The 18,684-nt window shown below is 65.8% G+C and carries 16 protein-coding genes; 8 read left to right on the top strand and 8 right to left on the bottom strand.

The annotated features are described in order from the left end of the window. Nucleotides 1–49 precede the first annotated feature (49 nt). The 3 genes from K0P03_RS32100 to K0P03_RS32090 all read right to left on the bottom strand — a co-directional run bounded on the left by K0P03_RS32100 (nucleotide 50) and on the right by K0P03_RS32090 (nucleotide 6,409). Complete coding sequence (locus K0P03_RS32100) at nucleotides 50–1,837, bottom strand: diguanylate cyclase (RefSeq protein ID WP_272791792.1); 1,788 nt, start codon at nucleotides 1,835–1,837, stop codon at nucleotides 50–52. Nucleotides 1,838–1,969: 132 nt separating this feature from the next. Further along, the gene (locus K0P03_RS32095) at nucleotides 1,970–3,115 is read right to left on the bottom strand and encodes a calcium:proton antiporter (protein WP_272791791.1); all 1,146 of its coding nucleotides are present in this window, start codon (nucleotides 3,113–3,115) and stop codon (nucleotides 1,970–1,972) included. A 159-nt stretch (nucleotides 3,116–3,274) separates the two neighbouring features. Continuing rightward, the gene (locus K0P03_RS32090; RefSeq protein WP_272791790.1) at nucleotides 3,275–6,409 is read right to left on the bottom strand and encodes a CHAT domain-containing protein; all 3,135 of its coding nucleotides are present in this window, start codon (nucleotides 6,407–6,409) and stop codon (nucleotides 3,275–3,277) included. 374 nt (nucleotides 6,410–6,783) lie between these two features. On the opposite strand from K0P03_RS32090, the gene K0P03_RS32085 reads away from it, so the two are divergent. From K0P03_RS32085 to K0P03_RS32070, 4 genes are all read left to right on the top strand, one after another. After that, entirely contained in the window at nucleotides 6,784–7,839 is a 1,056-nt protein-coding gene (locus tag K0P03_RS32085) for a PspA/IM30 family protein (protein ID WP_272791789.1), read from the top strand. Next, nucleotides 7,839–8,495: an OB-fold-containig protein gene (locus tag K0P03_RS32080; protein ID WP_272791788.1), complete on the top strand. Its 657-nt coding sequence runs from the start codon at nucleotides 7,839–7,841 to the stop codon at nucleotides 8,493–8,495. The genes K0P03_RS32085 and K0P03_RS32080 overlap by 1 nt, the downstream gene beginning before the upstream one ends. Nucleotides 8,496–8,501: 6 nt before the next feature. Then, complete coding sequence (locus tag K0P03_RS32075) at nucleotides 8,502–10,196, top strand: flotillin family protein (RefSeq protein ID WP_024270269.1); 1,695 nt, start codon at nucleotides 8,502–8,504, stop codon at nucleotides 10,194–10,196. Between the two features lie 69 nt (nucleotides 10,197–10,265). After that, nucleotides 10,266–10,880, top strand: coding sequence for a hypothetical protein (locus K0P03_RS32070; RefSeq protein WP_272791787.1), 615 nt, complete (start codon nucleotides 10,266–10,268; stop codon nucleotides 10,878–10,880). A gap of 112 nt (nucleotides 10,881–10,992) precedes the next feature. Here K0P03_RS32070 and K0P03_RS32065 read toward each other — a convergent pair whose 3' ends face one another. The 3 genes from K0P03_RS32065 to K0P03_RS32055 form a co-directional block, all read right to left on the bottom strand. Then, nucleotides 10,993–12,435 (bottom strand): TRAP transporter large permease, encoded by a 1,443-nt coding sequence (locus K0P03_RS32065; protein ID WP_272791786.1) that lies wholly within the window; start codon nucleotides 12,433–12,435, stop codon nucleotides 10,993–10,995. Further along, nucleotides 12,432–12,950, bottom strand: a complete 519-nt coding sequence (locus K0P03_RS32060) for a TRAP transporter small permease (RefSeq protein WP_081870545.1) — start codon at nucleotides 12,948–12,950, stop codon at nucleotides 12,432–12,434. The genes K0P03_RS32065 and K0P03_RS32060 overlap by 4 nt, the downstream gene beginning before the upstream one ends. Nucleotides 12,951–13,013: 63 nt before the next feature. Next, entirely contained in the window at nucleotides 13,014–14,066 is a 1,053-nt protein-coding gene (locus tag K0P03_RS32055; RefSeq protein WP_272791785.1) for a TRAP transporter substrate-binding protein, read from the bottom strand. 300 nt (nucleotides 14,067–14,366) lie between these two features. Between K0P03_RS32055 and K0P03_RS32050 the strand changes: the two genes are divergently transcribed. Genes K0P03_RS32050 through K0P03_RS32040 form a run of 3 tightly spaced genes read left to right on the top strand, consistent with a single transcriptional unit; the run spans nucleotide 14,367 to nucleotide 16,022 of the window. Beyond that, nucleotides 14,367–14,705, top strand: coding sequence for an ArsR/SmtB family transcription factor (locus K0P03_RS32050; RefSeq protein WP_272791784.1), 339 nt, complete (start codon nucleotides 14,367–14,369; stop codon nucleotides 14,703–14,705). Continuing rightward, nucleotides 14,702–15,175: an SRPBCC family protein gene (locus K0P03_RS32045; RefSeq protein ID WP_272791783.1), complete on the top strand. Its 474-nt coding sequence runs from the start codon at nucleotides 14,702–14,704 to the stop codon at nucleotides 15,173–15,175. The genes K0P03_RS32050 and K0P03_RS32045 overlap by 4 nt, the downstream gene beginning before the upstream one ends. Next, nucleotides 15,165–16,022: an alpha/beta fold hydrolase gene (locus tag K0P03_RS32040; RefSeq protein ID WP_272791782.1), complete on the top strand. Its 858-nt coding sequence runs from the start codon at nucleotides 15,165–15,167 to the stop codon at nucleotides 16,020–16,022. The genes K0P03_RS32045 and K0P03_RS32040 overlap by 11 nt, the downstream gene beginning before the upstream one ends. On the opposite strand, the gene K0P03_RS32035 is transcribed toward K0P03_RS32040, so the two are convergent. Continuing rightward, nucleotides 15,997–16,686, bottom strand: a complete 690-nt coding sequence (locus K0P03_RS32035) for a DUF2306 domain-containing protein (protein ID WP_023517257.1) — start codon at nucleotides 16,684–16,686, stop codon at nucleotides 15,997–15,999. The genes K0P03_RS32040 and K0P03_RS32035 overlap by 26 nt on opposite strands. Before the next feature lie 103 nt (nucleotides 16,687–16,789). On the opposite strand from K0P03_RS32035, the gene K0P03_RS32030 reads away from it, so the two are divergent. Continuing rightward, complete coding sequence (locus tag K0P03_RS32030) at nucleotides 16,790–17,722, top strand: LysR family transcriptional regulator (protein WP_024270267.1); 933 nt, start codon at nucleotides 16,790–16,792, stop codon at nucleotides 17,720–17,722. A gap of 41 nt (nucleotides 17,723–17,763) precedes the next feature. Here the strand turns inward: K0P03_RS32030 and K0P03_RS32025 are convergent, their stop codons facing one another. Next, nucleotides 17,764–18,678: an SMP-30/gluconolactonase/LRE family protein gene (locus K0P03_RS32025; RefSeq protein ID WP_023517080.1), complete on the bottom strand. Its 915-nt coding sequence runs from the start codon at nucleotides 18,676–18,678 to the stop codon at nucleotides 17,764–17,766. Nucleotides 18,679–18,684: the final 6 nt, after the last annotated feature.

Below are 18,684 nucleotides of genomic sequence, written 5' to 3'. Positions count from 1 at the left end.
TCGTCGGTCACATCGTCCAACACGGGAGCACCGCTTCGGGCGAGATCCCCTAGGCTGACCGCGCGACACCGCTTGCGGCGATGGTCCTGTCGCGGCCAGCGGCCTTCGCCGCCAGCAGCGCGGCATCGGCCCGCGTCACGAGTGTCTCGACCGAGCCGCCCTCGGGCGACGCCGCCACACCGATCGAGACGGAAACCTTTCCGAGGATATGACCCGCATGGGACAGCGCGACACTGCTGATCTTCTGCCGCAGCATCTCCGCAAGCTCGATACCCTGCTGTTCGCCGAGCGACGGCAGGAGGGTGGTGAACTCCTCTCCGCCGAAGCGAAAGGCATCGCCGACAGGCGCACAGGTATCGCGCAGCGTCTGCCCGACGAACTGCATGACGAGATCTCCCGCATCATGGCCGTACTGGTCGTTGAAGCGTTTGAAGTGGTCGATGTCGATCATCAGGCAGGCAAGTCGTTCGCCGCCCTGCTTGCGGGCATGCCGATGCAGCGTTTCGTCCAGGAAGCGGCGGTTGAAGAGCCCGGTGAGCGGATCGCGGATCGCAAGCCTTGTCAGCTTCTCCCGCAACTGAAGGTTCGCGATCGCCAGGCCGACATTCTCGGCGATGAGTTCGAGATAGAGCCGCGGCCCCATCGCACCGAGAACCTCCCCACCCGGCTCCTCCAGATAGAGCAGCCCGATCATTTCACCCAATGCGGTCAGCGGAACGCAAAGGGCCGTCACACCGGGAGGGGCGACATGCTGGCAGGGAACGTCCGAGCCGCTGTCATTGCTGTGATGCGCCCGTCCACGGCGCAGCCCCCAGCATTCGGCGGCAGGAAACACCGCCGCCGAATGCTCAGGGTCGAGCCAGGCCCCCACGCGCATCAGGGAGGCGTCTTCATCGCTGAGAATGTAGAGCCCGCCTGCAAGCCCGGGAAAGATCTGTGGCGCGAAGCGGACGATCACGTCCGTCAGCTCCTCCTGGTTCTGGCAGGCCTGCACGCGGTGCATCATCTGCAGGATCAGGTCCTTGGTATGCTGGTCCGCCCGCCGTTCGGCATCGAGCCTTTCCCGCTCGATCAGGTTCGTGCGGAAGACCTCGATGGCTTCGTTCATCTCGCCAATTTCATCCGCACGGCGGTCGATTGGAACCTCGACGCTGTAGTCCTGCCTGGCGAGCCGGCTCACGATCCCCGTCATCCGCCGCAGGGGCATTGCCACCCGTCGCCGCAGGACGAAATAGAGCACCGCGACGAACAGCGCGCCTGTCAAGGCCAGCATGATCTTGGCGACAAGGCTCCACCAATTGCTGCGCAAACGGGCGGCTTCGAGCTCGGATGCCGTCCGCGTCGCCGTCAGATCGCGAAAATGGGCGACCATCTGGAGCAGCTCTCCCTGGACCCGCTCATGCTCCGGGCCGAACAGGGCCGTCTGGGCCGCCGCCTTGTCACCGCGCTGGAACGCCTCGACCGCCGCCGACTCGATCTTGTCCAGTGCCTCGGCATTCGCATCGACCGCCAGCAGGGCCTGCGCCTCAGCCGCCGTCAATGTCCGAGCGGCAAGCTTCGAAGCCGCCGTCTCCCGCCGTCGCTCGGCCTGTTCTTCCGCATGAAACGCCTGCAGGTGGCGCTCCTCGCCGCGCATCACATAAAGCCGTGCCTCGTCGCTCCTGACCTCCGCACCGAGCGCCAGTTCCTCGGCCAGCGTATCGAGCAAGAGATGCTCCTCGGCCGCCGCGCGCTCCTGAAGCGCGCTGCGCGACGACATGATGAACGACGCACCGGACAGCGCCGTCAGGATGACGGTGATGCCGTAAGCCCAATTGGTGATTGTGGTTATCCGCATCCTCTTACAGTGTCAGGTGCTGCTTGAGCGAGGATTAAGGAAAGATAGCATTTATAGTAATCGGACAGGCCAGTGGGGGGCCATTCCGCCGCACGGAAGGCCGAACGATCGTCCGGCCTCCACGCTTCGGCGTCAGTTCGTGAACAGCAGCAGCGAGAACACGCCGAACAGGGTGAGGTGCATGAAGCCCTGCATGGCCGAGGTGCGCTGGCCGAGATAGGTCAGCAGCGTCAGAACCAGCGTCAGGGCGAGGAGTACCGTTTCCGTCGGAGTGATGCCGAGCACGACGGTCTTGCCGGCGACGAGCCCCACGGTCAGCACCGCAGGCACGGTCAGGCCGACCGTCGAGACGAACGCCCCGAGGCACAGGTTGATCGCCCGTTGGGTCTCGTTGTTGAACGCGGCCTTGACCGCCGTGATCGATTCCGGCGTGAACACGATGATGGCGATGAGCACTCCGCCGACCGCGACCGGCGCACCCGCGCTTGCCACGCCGTAGTCGATGACCACGGCAAGGTCATGGGCGAGAAGCACGATGGGCACCATCAGGGCGATGAGCAGCACCGCATGCACCATGTTCTGACGGCGGTCGGCGGCATCGCCGGGAACAGGCTCGGCGGGAAGGCCCCGCGCCGGCGACAGACGGATGGAAAGCGCGCCCGCCTCCGGCTGCATGAAATAGCTGCGGTAGCGCCCCATCTGCAGCAGCAGGAATGCACCATAGAGCAGGACCGTGAACACCGAGAGAGCAATGGCCTGCGAGGGCCAGAAGGTTCCGTTGCCGGTGCTCAGCGTGTTGGGCAGAAGCAGGGCGGTTCCGACGAGCACCACGGTCATCGAGATGAAGGCCAGAGCCCCCTGCGCATTGTATTCCTGCTCACCATAGCGCAGCCCCCCGACGACGAGGCATATGCCGGTCACGAGGTTGAGGATGATCATCATGACGGCGAAGATGGAATCGCGGCCGATCGTCGGCGCCTCGTTCGGCCCCATCATCACGGCGGCGATCAGGATGACCTCGATGGAGACGATGGAGAGCGTCAGGATGAGCGTGCCGTAGGGCTCGCCGAGGCTGTGCGCCAATTCATCGGCCTCGCCGACGACACCGAAGGCAGCCACGAGGATTGTGGCAAACAGCACCAGAAAGCAGATGCCGGCCACGACCGGCGTCATGTCGGGCGAAAGCCAGGCCTTGCCACCGAGCTGGAAGGCGGCGACAACCAGCCAGGCCACGACGATCTTGAAAATGGTGTTCTTGGGAACGGAGAGGGAGGGCATTACCAGCGACCTTCTAAGGGGCCGTCCCCGATCGTGTCGTCACGGCCGGGTCGTCCCAGCCGAAGCCCTGCAGGCGCTGGCGACTGTGTACCGTTTCGCGCCGTCAGCGTCCATAGAAACTTGCGCACGGCACCCTCCCGATATCGGCCGATCCCACGCTCAGTTTTCGAACAGCACGAAGGCGGCCCAGACAAGCGGGTCCTGCGCCGTGGGTATGCGGCCTTCGATGGCGTCGCGCCGGGTGCTGCGCAACGCTTCGGCATAGGCTTGCCCGTCCTTCAGGTGCTCGTAGAAGCGCACCATGAAATCGGCGGTGCCATCGTCGGCGACGGGCCAGAGCGTCAGCAGGGAGCGCCTGGCACCGGCGAGATTTGCCGCGGTCGGCAGGCCGCGCAGCCCCCCGACGAACGCCTCGTCGCCGCGCCCGGTTTCGCAGGCCGAGAGTACCAGCAGATCGAGGCCGGAGAGATCCCAGCCCATCAGTTCGAAGGCGTAGAGCCGCCCGTCCTTCTCGTCGCGACGCATGGCGCGCGTATCGCCCGACCGGGCGAGGATGACCTCGCTCTGCCACAGCGTATCGACATTGCTGGCACCGCCATTCTTCGCGCTGCCATAGGCGCCGTGCGTCGCCAGATGGGCGACGGTCGCCCCCGTCATGCGCTCGCGCAGTGCCGCCTCGCCAACGGCAGCTCCCGAAAGGGTCTCGATCCTCAAGCCCGGGCCGGACAGGACTTTGCCGATCGCCTCCACCTCGCGCAGCGTGCCCGGCAGCGGCATGGCACCCGCCTCCTCGCCCTTTGCGTAATCGATGCCGCCGGCCAGCACGACCCGGCCTTCGGAGGGCAGTGCACGGTCCTCGACAGCCCGGTATAGCGCTTCCGGCTCGGTCAGCAGCCTGAGCGTGAAGCGCTCTTCGAGCAACCTGCCCGCAGGATCCTCGAGCAGGGAGAAGGGCAAGGCAAACAATTGTCCATCCGGCACGATGAAGACGGTCTTGGCACCGGCAATGTCGGCGTCGATCGGCGCGATCAGCCCGTCATGCAGCCGGGAAAAGGCGCGCTTGCTCGCCTGCACCAACAGCCCCCTGCCCTCCCCCGTGCTGCGATCGCGCGTCTGGAGCGCGGCCACCATATCCTCGCCGCCCACCAGCAATCTGCGCGGATCGCCGAGCCCCCGCAGGACCGGCGCCGCACCCTTGCGCCAGACGATAGCGTAAAGCCGCGCATCTGCGATCGGATCGGCGCTTTCACGGTCCACGCGCCACTTGCGGGTCGTGAAATACTGGACGAGCACCTGATCCCTGCCCAGGAGATCACCCGGGGTCGGCAACGGCTGGTTCAGAACCTTTTCTCGATCCAGCTGGTAGCGCGCAACGATACGCTCATGCAGCTGCTGCTCCAGCGCCTTGGTGTCGGAGAGATAGGCATAGGCGAGATCCTGCTCGACATCGGCGGCGAAGATTTCACGTGCAATGCGCGACAGGCGCGTGATGCGGTCAAGCAGGCGCACTGTCTCGGTATCCGAGCGATCAACCATGCGGGCAACTTTCAGCGCATTGTCCGCATCGGCAGTGGCGAGCGAGGGCCAGCGCCGGGCGGCATCGGCAAAGGCGGGTACGGCGGAGGTGTGCTGTTCGGCAAAGCGCGCATAATCGTAGAGCATGTCGTCCGCCATGGCGCGCACCGCCTCGCCGACCTCCCGACCGCCCGCCACGGAGACCTGCAAGTGCACCCAGCGCAGCATGTCCTGGTCGATAGCGGCGAATTCCTCCGCAGCCGTGGCGGGGTCCGTCGCGGCCTTCGCATTGGCAAGGGCGATGCGCCCGGCAACGGCGAGCGGGTGACCGGTGCTCATCTCGCCCCCGGCAATGCTGTAGGCCTGCTGCAGGTGCTTGATCTGCCGTTCCACGTTGCCTGCCCTGGCAAAATGATCCGCCAGCAGATTGGCCGCCTTCATGCTGAGGATCGCCGGATAGTTGGAATCGGTGACGAGCGCCTCGATACGCCCGAGCGCCGCCGCATCCATCGGCCGGGCGCCCGAGAGCAGATCGGTATAGGCAAGCCAGGCCTCCATGCCGGCAATCGTCACGGGATCGCCAAGCGCCTGCGATATCTCCAGGCACAGCGCGAAGTAGCGACGCGCCTCGGCATAATCGCCGAGATCGAGATAGTTCTGCGCGGTGTTGTTGGCACTCACCAGTGTGTTGAAATGGTTCTGGCCGTAGTGGCGGGTGCGGTTTTCCAACACCTTCAGGTCGTATTCCAGCGCCCGGGAAGGCGAGCCCATGCCGCGCAGCATGTCGGCGAGATTGTTGGCGATGCGCCACGTGATGGTGTCGTCGTCGCCAAGCGACTTCTGCGCGATTTCGTAGTTGCGCCGTTCGAGATCGATTGCTGTGCCATACTGCCCGACTTCCGACAGTGCGCTTGCCAGCTTGTCGGTTGCATGGATCAGCTCCGAGGATTCATGGCCGTAGAAACGCGCATAGAGATTAGTCGCCATGGAGTAGAGCGGCACGAAATGCTGTCCACTGTCGGGCACTGCGGTGCGGAACTCCGCATAGGCAAGGTAGAAGTCCGCAAGCTCCTTCACCTCGGCGCGGATGGCGGTTGTTTGCTCCGCCTCCCGGAAGAGTTCCGCTGCGTCGTCGTTGAGGCCGCTCGCCTGGAAGCTGCGTGCGGCCTGCGTATAGTGCCGCAACGTCACGGCATGCAGCTCCGTCCTCGCCGAAGCGGCCAGCGCAGCGCGCAGCCTTTTGCGGCCCTCCTCCAGGCGCTGGCTCTCCAGCAGGCTGTAGGCGGTGCGCACCCGGGCGTCGACGTCCTCCGCGCTGTCCCTGCCATGGGCCTTGCGAATCCGCTCTTCGTAGAGTTCCGCCAGCGCATCCTGCCGGTCCTTGTCGCCGAGCCGGCCTTTCGCGTCCATCAGAAGTTCAAGCAGGAGATTGGCCCGGGTTTCCTCCACCGGCTCGAGCGTCGCGAGCAGTTCCCCCATGCGCGGATAGTAGTCGGCATCGACGCGCGCCGCATCGCCCATGCGCATCGCATAATCGGCCGCCGAGACCGCATAGCTTGCGGCAAGCCAGGTCTCTCCCTCCGTTTTGAACTGGGCGCTCGCCGCCTCCGCCTTGCGGCGCGCGCCCTCCAGGTCGCCGCCCTCCACAAGCGCCTTCATCTCCGCCGCGATGACGTCCGACCGCGCGATGGCCGCCTGCGTCGGGGCCTTTGCAGAAGCCGGCATGGCGAGGAAGATGAAAAGGACGAGGGAGAGAACGATACGGAGGGAAAGCTGCATGAGGACACTTCTTGACGATATCGAACGGCTTTGCCGGTCGCGGGCGCGACCCAGATAAGACGATCAACATAACCGGCTTATTTCAAATTCAAGACCGGAATGGATCTCGCTCTTCGTTTTCGGCGACGGTCAGGCGAGCCGCCGGTCTTCATGCTCGCGGTTCCGGCAGGCGGTCAGGCAAGATGGCATCGTGTCGCTCGCGGGCGGGACGAAAAACAACGCCTGCCCCACCGAAGAGACTGCCGACCTCATCCGTTGAATAGGCAGTCGAAGCGAAATCGGCCTTGAAAGCACCAATGAAGTGCTTTATATATTTAGCTATGGCAACGAAGTTCACATCCAGCCTCAGGCTCGACCTTCAGCCCACCCCGGACATGCGTCGAGCACTGTCCGAGACGCTGGCGGCCTACCAGCAGGCCATGGCAATCCTGGACCGGACCAAGGGCGCCAATGTCGTGGCACTGCACCAGGCGGCCTATGAAGACATCCGCACCGCGACAGGGCTTCCCGCCCGCCTCGTGACACTCGCATTGCGCGACCACGGCCGCCGCAAGCCAGGAGAGATCGTCGCGGACATTCCGCTCGACTCCAAGCTCTTCGCGGTCAAGGGCCCGGACAGCGTGAGCATCGCAACGCTCGGCGGGCGTATCGTCCTGCCCTATGCGGCAAGCGGTTATCGCGACGGCTGGACGGATTTTGCCGAAGCGCGGCTCGTCTTTGCCGGGTCGTCCATCTGTCTCTATGCCGGCATCCAGGCCGGCATCCATTCGAAGAAGGAGGCTTCCATGTCCAACGAAGGTATCCTCGCCCGCCTCGGGCGCGTCATCGCCGGCGTCGTCAACACCGCAGTCGATGCCGCCGAGGCATCGAACCCGGTCGCCGTGGCACAGCAGGCCGTGCGCGAGATCGGCACGATCGCCGAGGAGGCCCGCGCCGCGCTCGGCGTCGCCATGGCCGCCGGCCACCGGCTGAAAGCCAAGGCCGACGACCTCGACGCGGAGATCCGCGACCTCGACGAGAAGATCAAGGTCGGGCTGGAAAGTGGCCGGGAAGACCTCGCCCGTGCCGCCACCGGCGTCCAGATCGACCTCGAAGCCCAGCGCGACGCCCTCTCCAAGGCCATCCTGGAAAATGCCGGCGAGATTGCCGATGCCGAAGCCACGCTGCGCAGCATCGCCTCGGCCCGCGCCGATGCGATGAAACGGCTGGAGGACGCACGCCGCGCCGAGCGTGCCGTCCCACCGGCCGCCACGCCCTCCCAGCGCAACGACCGGCGCCTTGCCGATGCGCTGGAGGCCGTCGAGCGTGTCACCGGCGTTCCGTCCAAGCCGGCCATGGAAGGCACGGCGGAGGTGGAGGAGCTGGGGCGCCTGCAACGCCAGAAGGCGATCGAGGCACGCCTGGCCGCCTTCAAGCACGGTGAGCGCTGATGGATTCCATCGTCCATCCGGGCACCGCTCCCTTCTGGATCGCGCTTCTGACGGTGGCGGGCCTCGGCATCGTCGAGCTGGTCTCGGTGCTGCTCGGCGCGTCCGCCTCCGGACTGATCGAGGACGGCCTCGACTTCAACGGGCCGGGCGATGCGGAATCGGGTCTTCTCGGCGGGTGGATGTCCTGGCTCAATGCCGGCGGCGTACCGATCCTCGTGCTCGCCGTCATCCTGCTCTCCGCCTTTTCCGCTGCCGGCTTCGCCCTGCAGGCGGTCATCTCGCAGTTCCACGAACCGCTGCCGCTCTACGCCGCCGTCACCGGCGCGCTCGCCGTCGCCATTCCCGTCACCCGCTGGTCGTCGCGCGGGCTGGCACGGATCATCCCGCGCGACGAGACCAGCGTGCAGGAACAGGCCGATTTCATCGGTCTCGTCGGCACGGTGACGCTCGGGCCGCTCGATCTGGGCCATCCCGGCACAGTCCGGATCAAGGATCGCTACGACAACATCCACACGCTGCGTGCCCGGGCCGTGCCCGGGCACGTGATCGAGACGGGCGCGTCCGTGCTCATCGTCGACGGGAAGGACGGCCTCTTCGAAGCCATCCCCGCCCCCGCGGTGCTCGAAGACAGCCACTATCCCAACAACGGAGGGTAAACGATCATGGACTTCCTCTCGGTAGGAATCATCGCCGGGGTCATCGTGACGGCGGTCGTCGTCATCGGCATCATCATGACCTCGCTCTATACCCGCGCCACGCGCGACAAGGCCTATGTGCGCACGGGCCTCGGCGGCAAGAAGGTCGTGCTCGACGGCGGGTCGGTCATCCTGCCGATCTTCCACTCCTATTCCTGGGTGTCGCTCAGCACGCTGCGGCTGGAGGTCAAGCGCGCCGAGAACGAATCGCTGATCACCAAGGACCGCATGCGCGCCGACATCACCGCGGAATTCTATGTCCGCGTGAAGCCGGATTCGGAAAACATCGCCCTTGCCGCCCAGACGCTCGGCGATCGCACGAACGACGCGGATGCGCTGAAGACGCTGGTCGAGGCGAAGTTCGTCGACGGCCTGCGCTCGGTCGCCGCCACCATGTCGCTGCGCGACCTGCAGGAGCAGCGCGCCGAATTCGTCAAGTCGGTGCAGGCCGCGGTCGCACACGATCTGCAGTCGAACGGCCTAGAGCTGGAGTCCGTGTCGCTGACCCGCCTTGACCAGACCGACATCAAGCATTTCAACCCGAACAACAGCTTCGACGCCGAGGGCCTGACCGCGCTCACCAAGATCACCGAGGAGCGCAAGCGCGAGCGCAACCAGATCGTCCGCGACAACGAGGTGGAGATTGCCACCAAGGACCGGGAAGCCTCGCTGCGCCGCCTCACCATCGAGCGCGAACAGCGTGACGCCGAGCTGACGCAGGAACGCGATATCGCCAACAAGACCGCCGAGACGCGCGCGGAGGCAGCAAGGGCCGAACAGCTTGCGCGTCTCAGCGAGGAAACCGCCCGGCTCGATACCGAAAAGGGCATTGCCGAGCGCGACTCCCAGGCGCGCCAGGCCAAGGAAACCGCCCGCATCGACGCCGAGCGCGGCATTGCGGAACGGGAAGCCGAGGCCCGCCGGGTGACGGAAACCGCCCGTATCGACGCCGCGATTGCCGTGGCGGAGAAGAGCGAGCAGGAGCAGGCCGCCCGCGCCAAGGCGGACGAAGCCAAGGCCTCGGCCATCACCGCCGAAGAACAGGTAACGACCGCGCGGGAAGTCGAGATCGCCGAGCGCGCCAAGCGCATCGCCGTGCTCGATGCGCGCAAGGAAGCCGAACAGGCCGCGACCGCCATCACCGTGAAGGCCGAGGCCGAGCGCCAGGCTGCAGAAAACCTCGCCGCCGCGACGAAAATCCAGGCGCAGGCCGATGCGGAAGCTGCCAAGATCAAGGCGACCGGCGTTGTCGAGCTCGGTCAGGCCGAAGCTCAGGCCGAGCGCGCGCTCAACGAAGCCCGCAACGCCCTTTCGGCCAGCATCATCGAGTTCGAGCTTGCCCGCGCCCGCGTTGCCATCATACCCGAGGCGCTGGAACAGGCCATGAAGCCGATCGAGAAGATCTCGGACATCCGCATCTTCAGCGCCGGGGGCCTCGCCGGTGCGCTGGCCGGCAACGGCGGCGACGGCGCAGGAAATCCCGTCGGTGACCTCAGCAGCCAGCTTCTGAGCTTCACCGCGCAGAAACCCATCCTCGACGAGATCCTCGCACAGGCCGGCTTCAAGGGCACGGATCCGACACAGGCCCTGCTGGCCGCCTCGGTCGGCAACGCGGCGGCAAGGGTGCCCGCCGACCGCGCCAAGGACCGGAACGCCGATTGAGTATCTGATGAATGCAAGGCCGCCGGATGAACCCGGCGGCCTTGTCGCTTTGATGGAAGGAGACAAGCCATGCCAGCCATCCCTTCGATCCGGCGCCTCGCCCGCCATCTCGGCGCCGCGCTTCTCGCACTCGTGCTGACGACCGCACCCGCCCTTGCACAGGCTACCGACGTTCTCGGCATACCGGGCCCGATCGATTTCGAAGGCGACGCCTACAGGCTCGTCTGGAGCGCACAGCCCTCAGCAACCTACATCAAGCAGGAATATCTTCCGGCCGGACAGCACGCCGAGCGATACGAACAGATGATCCTGGTCGAAACCGTCACGAGCGGCATCACGGTCATGGATGCCGTCCGCGCCCAGGCAGCAATGCTGAACCAGCGCAAGGCGACGGACCCCCTCGTCAACATGGAGGTCATCCAGAACACCGCAGCAGGCGAGGCACTGCTCGATTTCATCCTCAGCAGCAAGGATGCCGACGGACAATACATCGTCGAGTGGAACGCCTATCGCTATGCCCGCTACAGCGATGCCGGCGGCAAACCGGGCGTCATGCTCTTCGGCATCAGCCGCCGTGCCTATGGCAATGCAGCCGCCAAGGATCTGTTGACGCGGCTGAAAGCGCTCCGCCCCGGCAGGATCAAGGCGCTGACGCAGGTGCGTCTGCCCCAGCCCACACGGTGAAGCGACAGGGCCGCCTCGCGCGCGGCGTCTGCTGAAACTGCAGCCACGGCAAGGACGGCCGCGCTCGCCCTCGTTGCTCCTGCAACGCAGTGGGTTAAAGGAGCCTCCCTACCTAATTGAGCAGCCGCACGAGCGTCAGCGCAACGCCCGGCGACAGCGTGACGATGGCCAGCCGCACCAGATCGGAAATCACGAACGGCATCACGCCCCGGTAGGTCTGCACGATCGGAACGTCGGAGGCCAGCTTGTTGATGATGAAGACGTTGAGCCCGATCGGTGGGGCGGACAGGCCGATACCGACGACGATGAGAACGAGGATGCCGAACCAGATGGCGACGTCGTCCGGCGGCATGCCGAAGTCGAGCGTCATCACGATGGGGATGAAGACGGGCAGCGTCAGCAGGATCATCGCCAGCTCATCCATCACCGCGCCGAGGACGATATAGGTCAGAAGCATGACGCAGATGACCGCATAGGGCGGCAGGCCCGATTGCCCGACCATGGCGGCAAGCATCGCCGGCATCTGGGTGAGGGCGAGGAAGGCGCCGAAGACCTCTGCGCCAAGCAGGATCAGGAAGATCATCCCGCTGGTTTCCGCCGTCTGAAGCAACGCGTTCTTGAGCGCGCCAAGGCTCAGCGTGCGCTGCAGGAGGCCGATCACCAGCGTGACCGCGGCACCGACCGCGGCGCCCTCCGTGGGGGTAAACACCTCGCCATAGATGCCGCCGACAACCGTGACGGCAATGACGGCGGCGGGCACGATCGCAAAATCCGCGACAAGCAGGAGCAACCCGAAGATGGCCAGCAGAATCCCGCCGACCGTGCCGAGCGCACCCACCATCCAGCCGGCAAGATCGCCGACGAGCACGACCGCACCAGCCGGCCGGGCCCAGAACGGCCGGGGCGTCGCTGCGACATCGGCCACGCTCACCGGCGGGGCGACGTGCGGCTTGCGCCGGACGACCACCGCAATCGCGATTATATAGAAGGCTGCCGCCAGCAAGCCCGGCACGAGGGCCGCCTGGAACAGCTTGGCGATATTCTGCTCGGCCGTGATGGCATAGATCACGAGGATGACCGAGGGAGGAATGAGGATGCCGAGCGTACCGCCGGCAGCGATCGTCCCGGTACCGAAACCGGCATCGACCCGTGCGCGGCGCAGCTCCGGCAGCGCGGCCCGTCCGAAGGTCGCGGTGGTTGCGACCGAAGAGCCGCAGATGGCGCCGAATCCCGTGCAGGCCGCGATCACCGCCATCGGCATGCCCCCCTTGAACCGCCCTAGCCCGCGCTCCGCCACCCGGAACAGGGTCGCCGCGATCCCGGATTGTTCGGCGAGCGCGCCCATCAAGATGAAGAGCGGGATGACGGACAGCGTGTAGCTGGCAAACTGGCTGTAGGTGTTGGTCTGCAGATAATAGACCAGCGCATGCGGGCCGGAGAGATAGGCATAACCGGCGGCACCCACCGCGAGCATGGCAAGGGCGATCGGCATCCTGGCGGCGATCAGGACCAGCATGGCCGCGAAGCCGACAAAGGCAATGGCAAAGCCGCTCATCGGCCAGCTCCGATCTTCAACAGGGCGACGGACAAGCCAATGACGGATGCAAGCCCCGCCAGCACGGCGCAGACCAGGTAGACGGGCCAGATCGGCCAGGGCAGCTGGATGAGCGTGGTTCCGTACTGCCGCGCCTCCAGACCACCGGTGAAGAGCCCCCAGGCGAAGAAGGCCAGGCATGCGGCCAGCAACAGGTCCCACAGGCCATCGATGCGCCGCGTGACACGCCCCGGCAGGGCCAGGGTGAAGGTATCGACGGCGATGTGCCCGTTGCGGGCCTGCGTGTATCCGAGGAACGAGAAGGCCGCGACGCCGATCGCGACCTCCACCAGTTCATAGTCGGCAGGCACCGGCCGATTGAAAAGCCACCGCCCGAGCACGCTGACCGTCACAAGCCCCGCGGCAAGGCAGAGCAGCACGCCGCCGATAAAGGCAAGGCAGCCAGCCAGCCGCTCGATCCCGCGGCGCAGCGGCGCAGCGGCCACCGCGCCCTCGTTTCCCATGTCTTCCGTCATTCCGGCCCCAGGTCTTGAGTTGCGATGGCGCCGGTCCGGGCGCGCACAGGACAGACGGCGCCGTCAGGCGCTCGAGTATTTCTTGACGAGCGCCTGCGCAGCGTCAATCAGGGCCTTGCCATCGAGATCCTTGGCCTTCATGTCCTCGATCCACTTGCCGTGGACGGGCTGCGTTGCCGCCACCCATTTCGCCTTCTCCTCCTCGCTGATCGTGCCGATCGTGCCCGAGCCGGAAGACTCGATGGAAGCGCGCACTTCGGCGCCGACGGTGTCCCACATCTCGCCCGCCTTCTTTGCGAAGGTCATGCCGCTGTTGGCATCCAGAACCGCCTTCAGGTCGGCCGGCAAGCCCTCATACTTGCCCTTGTTCATCGCCAGGAAGAACGTCGCGGTGTAGAGCGTCGGCGAGCCGGGGATTTCGGTGTGGAACTTGGTGAGCTCGTTCACCTTGATGGAGGGCACGACCTCCCATGGGATGACGCAGCCGTCGATCGCCCGCTGGGCCAGCGCTTCCGGCACCTGCGGCACAGGCATTCCGACCGGGGTCGCACCAAGCGCGGCCAGCGCCTCGCCGGCAAGGCGCGTCGGGTTTCTGAGCTTCAGGCCGGCCAGATCGGCACCGGACTTAATCTCCTTGTTGGTGTGGATAAGCCCGTGATCATGGGCCCAGAAGCACAGAAGCTGGGTGTCGCCCGCCTCCTTCAGGACCTGGGTCTGGCCGTATTCCTGGCAGGCCTGCGCATTGACGGTTGCTTCTCTTGCGGCAAGGAAGGGAAGCTCGAACACTTCGGTAGACGGGAACCGCCCGGGCGTGTTGCCCGGCAGGGTCCAGACGATATCGACAACACCGTTGGCCGCCTGGTCGTAAAGCTGCGGCGGCTTTCCACCCAGCTGCATGGCCGGGAAGATATCGACCTTCAGAGCACCGCCGCTCTGTTCCTCCAGGGCCTTGGCCCAGGGCATCAGAAGCCGCTGATGGACATTGGACGCCGGCGGGAGGAAATGGTGCAGCTTCAGCGTCACTGCGCTCTGGGCCCGGCCGCTCCCCGCACCGAGGATGAAGGGCGCCGCAAGCAGCGCACCGCCGGTCTTCATCAAGTTCCGTCTGCTCAGCATCGTAATCTCCTCCCTGTCAATCCGATGTCGACCCGCCCCGCAAGCCCATACTTCCGGCGGCGCCGGCCACGCCTGGTCCGATGAAGCGCCCGTCTCTCCTCATCAGGGCGCCAATCCATTAACATGTTAAGTTTATTCGTTGCGACCTGTCAAGTGCCAGCCCGCGACGGGCCCAATGCCCTGGAAAATGGCCCGTCCGAAAACAGAACACACAAATAGTTTCCCATCAAGGAAACAGTCTTGACAGGAGAGCTTGCCCTGATAGTTTCCACAACAGGAAACCAATACAGGAAATGCCAGATGCAGCAACCCACGCTCGATCGCATGTTCCTGGCGCTGTCGGACCCCGGGCGCCGGGCCATGGTGGAATGCCTCAGTCTCCGGCCGGCGACGGTGAAGCAGCTTGCCGAGCCCCTGGGCATGCGCCTGCCCTCGGCCGTCAAGCATCTGAAAGTGCTGGAGGAAGGCGGGCTCGTCGCCTCGCGCAAGCGTGGCCGCGAGCGAACCTTCCGCCTGCAGGTCGAGGCCATGAGGACCATCGGCGAATGGGCCCACAGCCGGGAGGCGGCCTGGCATGCCGCCTTTGATCGCCTTGCCGCGGCCATGCAGGAAATCGACGAAGAGGAGAGACAATCATGATCCCGACCGAGCTGGAACATACGACATTCACGATCGAGCGCGACCTGCCCGGCAGCCCCGCCCACGCCTTCCGGTTCTGGGCGGATCCGCGGCTCAAGGCCCTCTGGAACGCCTGCCATGCCGACTGGACGGTGCTGGAGGAAGCATTCGACTTCCGGGTCGGCGGCGCAGAGCGCAAGCACTGGCGCACGCCCGAGGGCAAGGACCTGACGTTCCAGGCCTTCTATCTCGACATCGAACCCGGTCGGCGGATCATCTATGCCTATGAAATGACCTTTGGCGGGCAAAGGCTCTCGGCGTCCCTCGTCACCGTGGAGCTGAAGCCGCTCGGCGCGACCACGCGTGCCACCGTCACCGAGCAGGCAGCCTTCCTGACCGGCGGCACCCGCGAACAGCGTATCCAGGGCACGGAAGAAGGCTACGACCGGCTCGTCGCCGTCGTCGAACGGGAAACGGTCCATGCGCATTGAGTGCGCGGCCAGGCGGAGCGCCGCCTACCTGTTCCTCGCCTTTGCCGCGCTTTCCACGGCAGGCTACGCCGCAAGGGCCGAGAGCAGCTATGCCCGGATCTGTCCGCTCAGGATGTACTACGAGGTGCATGGTAACGGCAGGCCCCTGCTGATCCTGCATGGCGGCGGGTCCACCATCCGGACCACCTTCGGCGCCATCCTCCCGGCGCTTGCGAAGAACCATACCGTGATCGCCCCGGAGCAGCAGGGGCACGGCCACACGGCAGACGTGGACCGGCCGCTATCCTTCCGGCAGATGGCGGACGACACGGCCGCCCTTGTCCGCAAGCTCGGCGTTGGTCCGGTGGATGTACTCGGGTTCAGCAACGGCGGCAGCATTGCCATGGAAATGGCGATGCGCCATCCGGGTCTCGTCCGGCGCCTGGTGGTGGCGTCGGTCTACTATCGCCGCGACGGCATCCATCCCGAACTGCTGCGGTCCTTCAGGACGGCGAACGCGGCGGACCTGCCAGAGGTCTATCGCAATGCCTATCTCGCCGTCGCGCCAGACCCCGACGCCCTTGCCGAACTGACGCCGAAGCTGATGCACAACATCCTCTCGTTCGAGGGGTGGACCGAGGCGGACCTCGCCACCATCAAGGCTCCCACGATGATCCTGCAAGCCAACCAGGATGTCGCGCCGGTCGAGCACATCGCCGCCCTCAGCAAGGCCATTCACGGGTCCCAGCTCGTCGTCCTGCCGGGCGGGCACGGCGGCTATCTCGGCGAGGTGCTGGCCGCAAGGCCGGGCAGCAGGCTTGCCGACTATACAACCGGCATCATCATGGAGTTTCTGGACGCGCCGTGAACGATGCCCCGCCCCTTGCGGTGGTAATGATGAACCATTCGGCGGCGAGCGCCGAAACGGTGATCGAGCCCCAGATACTGACGATGTAGATCTGCTCGAACGAGAGCGACGGAACGAACGGCATGGCGACCATGCCCGCGATCAGGATCACACGCAGCAGCACGGCCGCGAAGGTCAGCGCATAGTTCCGGATCATCCAGATGCGATGATCAGCGAAGCGGCGCTCGCGCACCGCCCGATAGGCATGGAAGGCCGAATAGAGCCAGGCGACGACGAGAAGGCCGAACCCGACCTGCGCGGCAAACCCCGCCGTGGTCATGACCGTGACGGGAACGGCCGCGATCCCGCCCACCAGGATGCAGGCGAGATAGACCCTGCCGCCCAGCCGATGCAGCTGCGGCCAGCGCGCGCGCAGGGCCGGATGAAACTGGAACGGACCGATCAACAGGGCGAGGCCGCCGGAGGCGGCATGGAGGAACAGCCAGCTCAGGTGCGAGGGGAAGGCCAGGTTGAGCGGTATGCGGCTCAACAGCGGATCGAGCAGAAGATAGGGCGGAACGGCATAGAGGCCGACGGCAATCGCCGCAGCCGCGACGAGGCCCCACCCCCAACGGCGGTTGAGGGAAAGTGGAAGCGGGGTGCCTGAGGATCGGCTGACGGACATGGTCTTGCTCCGAAGGGCGCTGTTGTTGGCTGCGGAGCACCATGCCATCACCGGCAACCTGAATAAAATTGCCAGATTTCCTTGAGCTGCTAGTATCTTTCTTATGAGCACGATCGTTTCCTGGGATCATCAGCGGGCTTTTCTGGCCGTGATCGAAGAGGGTAGTCTTTCCGGCGCCGCCCGGCGGCTCGGCGTATCGCAACCCACCGTTCGCGGCTGGATCGCCGGCTTGGAGGCAGCGCTGGACACGCGGCTGTTCAGCCGCTCGGTGAACGGCCTGATCCCGACCGACGGGGCGCGCGCACTCGTCGCGCCGGCGCGCGCAATGTCACTCGCCTCGGATGTGTTCGTTCGCCGGGCCAGCGCCCCGCCGGGCGAGATCGCCGGCGCTGTCAAGGTCAGCGTATCGGAGACGATGGGGCTTGAGGTGGTGCCGCCGATGCTCGTCGCCCTGCGTCGGGCCTATCCTGCCCTTACCGTCGAACTGCAGGTGTCGAACAGGCCGGCCGATCTCCTCGGCCAGGAGGTCGATATCGCCATACGGGCCTTCGCCCCGGAGCAGGACGCCTTGATCGCCCGGAAGGTCGGAGCGATGCCGCTCGGTTTCTTCGCAAGCAGCGACTATCTGGAACGGCGGGGCTGGCCGCAGACGATCGCCGACCTTGCCGGCCACGACATCGTCGGCCCCGATCGCACGGCCAGCGACCTGCAGCTCGGCACGGCAGCAGTGCCTGACATCAGCCCGGCCGGCTACGCGCTGCGTACGGACTGCCACCCGGCACGGATCGCCGCCGTTCGGGCGGGGCTCGGCATCACCATCATGCAGATCGCCGTCGGATCGAAGGACCCGGGCCTGCGCCGCCTCTTTCCCGATGTGGTGGCAGCGTCCATGGACATCTGGATCGTCGCCCATGAGGATCTGAGGTCCGTGGCGCGGGTCGCGGCGGTGTTCGACCATTTCGTCGCCGCCTTCCTCGATTTTACAAGCGAGCAGCGGGAGCCGAAAGCTGCGCCGGATTCGCCCGTTCCCGGATGACACGATCGGGAAGAGAACCGCTGGTGCTGCGACAAGGCCCTTCAGGGGGTTTGGCTACCCGACACGGCGAGGTAGACCGAATAGAGCGAGGCGGTCGCGGTGATGAAGAGCCGGTTGCGCTGCGGGCCGCCGAAGGTCAGGTTGGCGACGGTCTCGGGAACGCGGATCTTGCCGATGAGCTTTCCTGCCGGGTCGAAGCAATGCACGCCGTCGCCGGCGCTGGACCAGAGATTGCCTAGAATATCGGTGCGGATGCCGTCGGGAATGCCGGCATCAATGTGGCAGAAGACGCGGCTGTTCTGAAGGCGGCGGCCATCGATCACATCGAAGGCGCGGATATGGCGCGGCAGCGCGGGATCGTGGCTCGCGGCGGAATCGGCGATGTAGAGCGTGCGCTCGTCCGGCGAGAAGGCGAGGCCGTTGGGCTGGGCGAAATCGCTGACGACGGCCTCGATCGCGCCGGTTTCCGGGTCGAGGCGATAGACGTTGCGCGCCGCCTGCTCCGGCTCGGCCCGGTAGCCCTCGTAGTCCGAGAGGATGCCGTAGGTCGGGTCGGTGAACCAGACGGAGCCGTCCGACTTCACCACGACGTCGTTGGGGGAATTGAGGCGTTTTCCCTGATGGCTATCGGCAAGCACGGTGACCGAACCGTCGATCTCCGTGCGCGTGACGCGGCGCAGGCCGTGTTCGCAGGAGACGAGGCGGCCCTGCCGGTCACGGGTGTGGCCGTTGGCGAAATTGGACGGCTGTCGGTAGACGGAGACGCCGCCCTCCGGCGTCCAGCGCAGGATGCGCTGGTTGGGAATATCGCTCCACAGGAGCTGGTTGGCGTCGCTGAACCAGACCGGGCCTTCCGCCCAGCGGCAGCCGGTATGAAGCTCTTCCAGCCGCGCGCTGCTGACGATCAGGTGCAGGAAGCGCGGATCGTGGATTTCGAAAGGGGAATCGGAGGCCATGGCTGG

The sequence above is a fragment of the Shinella sp. HY16 genome (assembly GCF_028534175.1).
Classification (GTDB): Bacteria; Pseudomonadota; Alphaproteobacteria; order Rhizobiales; family Rhizobiaceae; genus Shinella.
The sequence above is the reverse complement of the archived record's forward strand: the minus strand, read 5'-3'. Positions and strand labels throughout refer to the sequence as shown.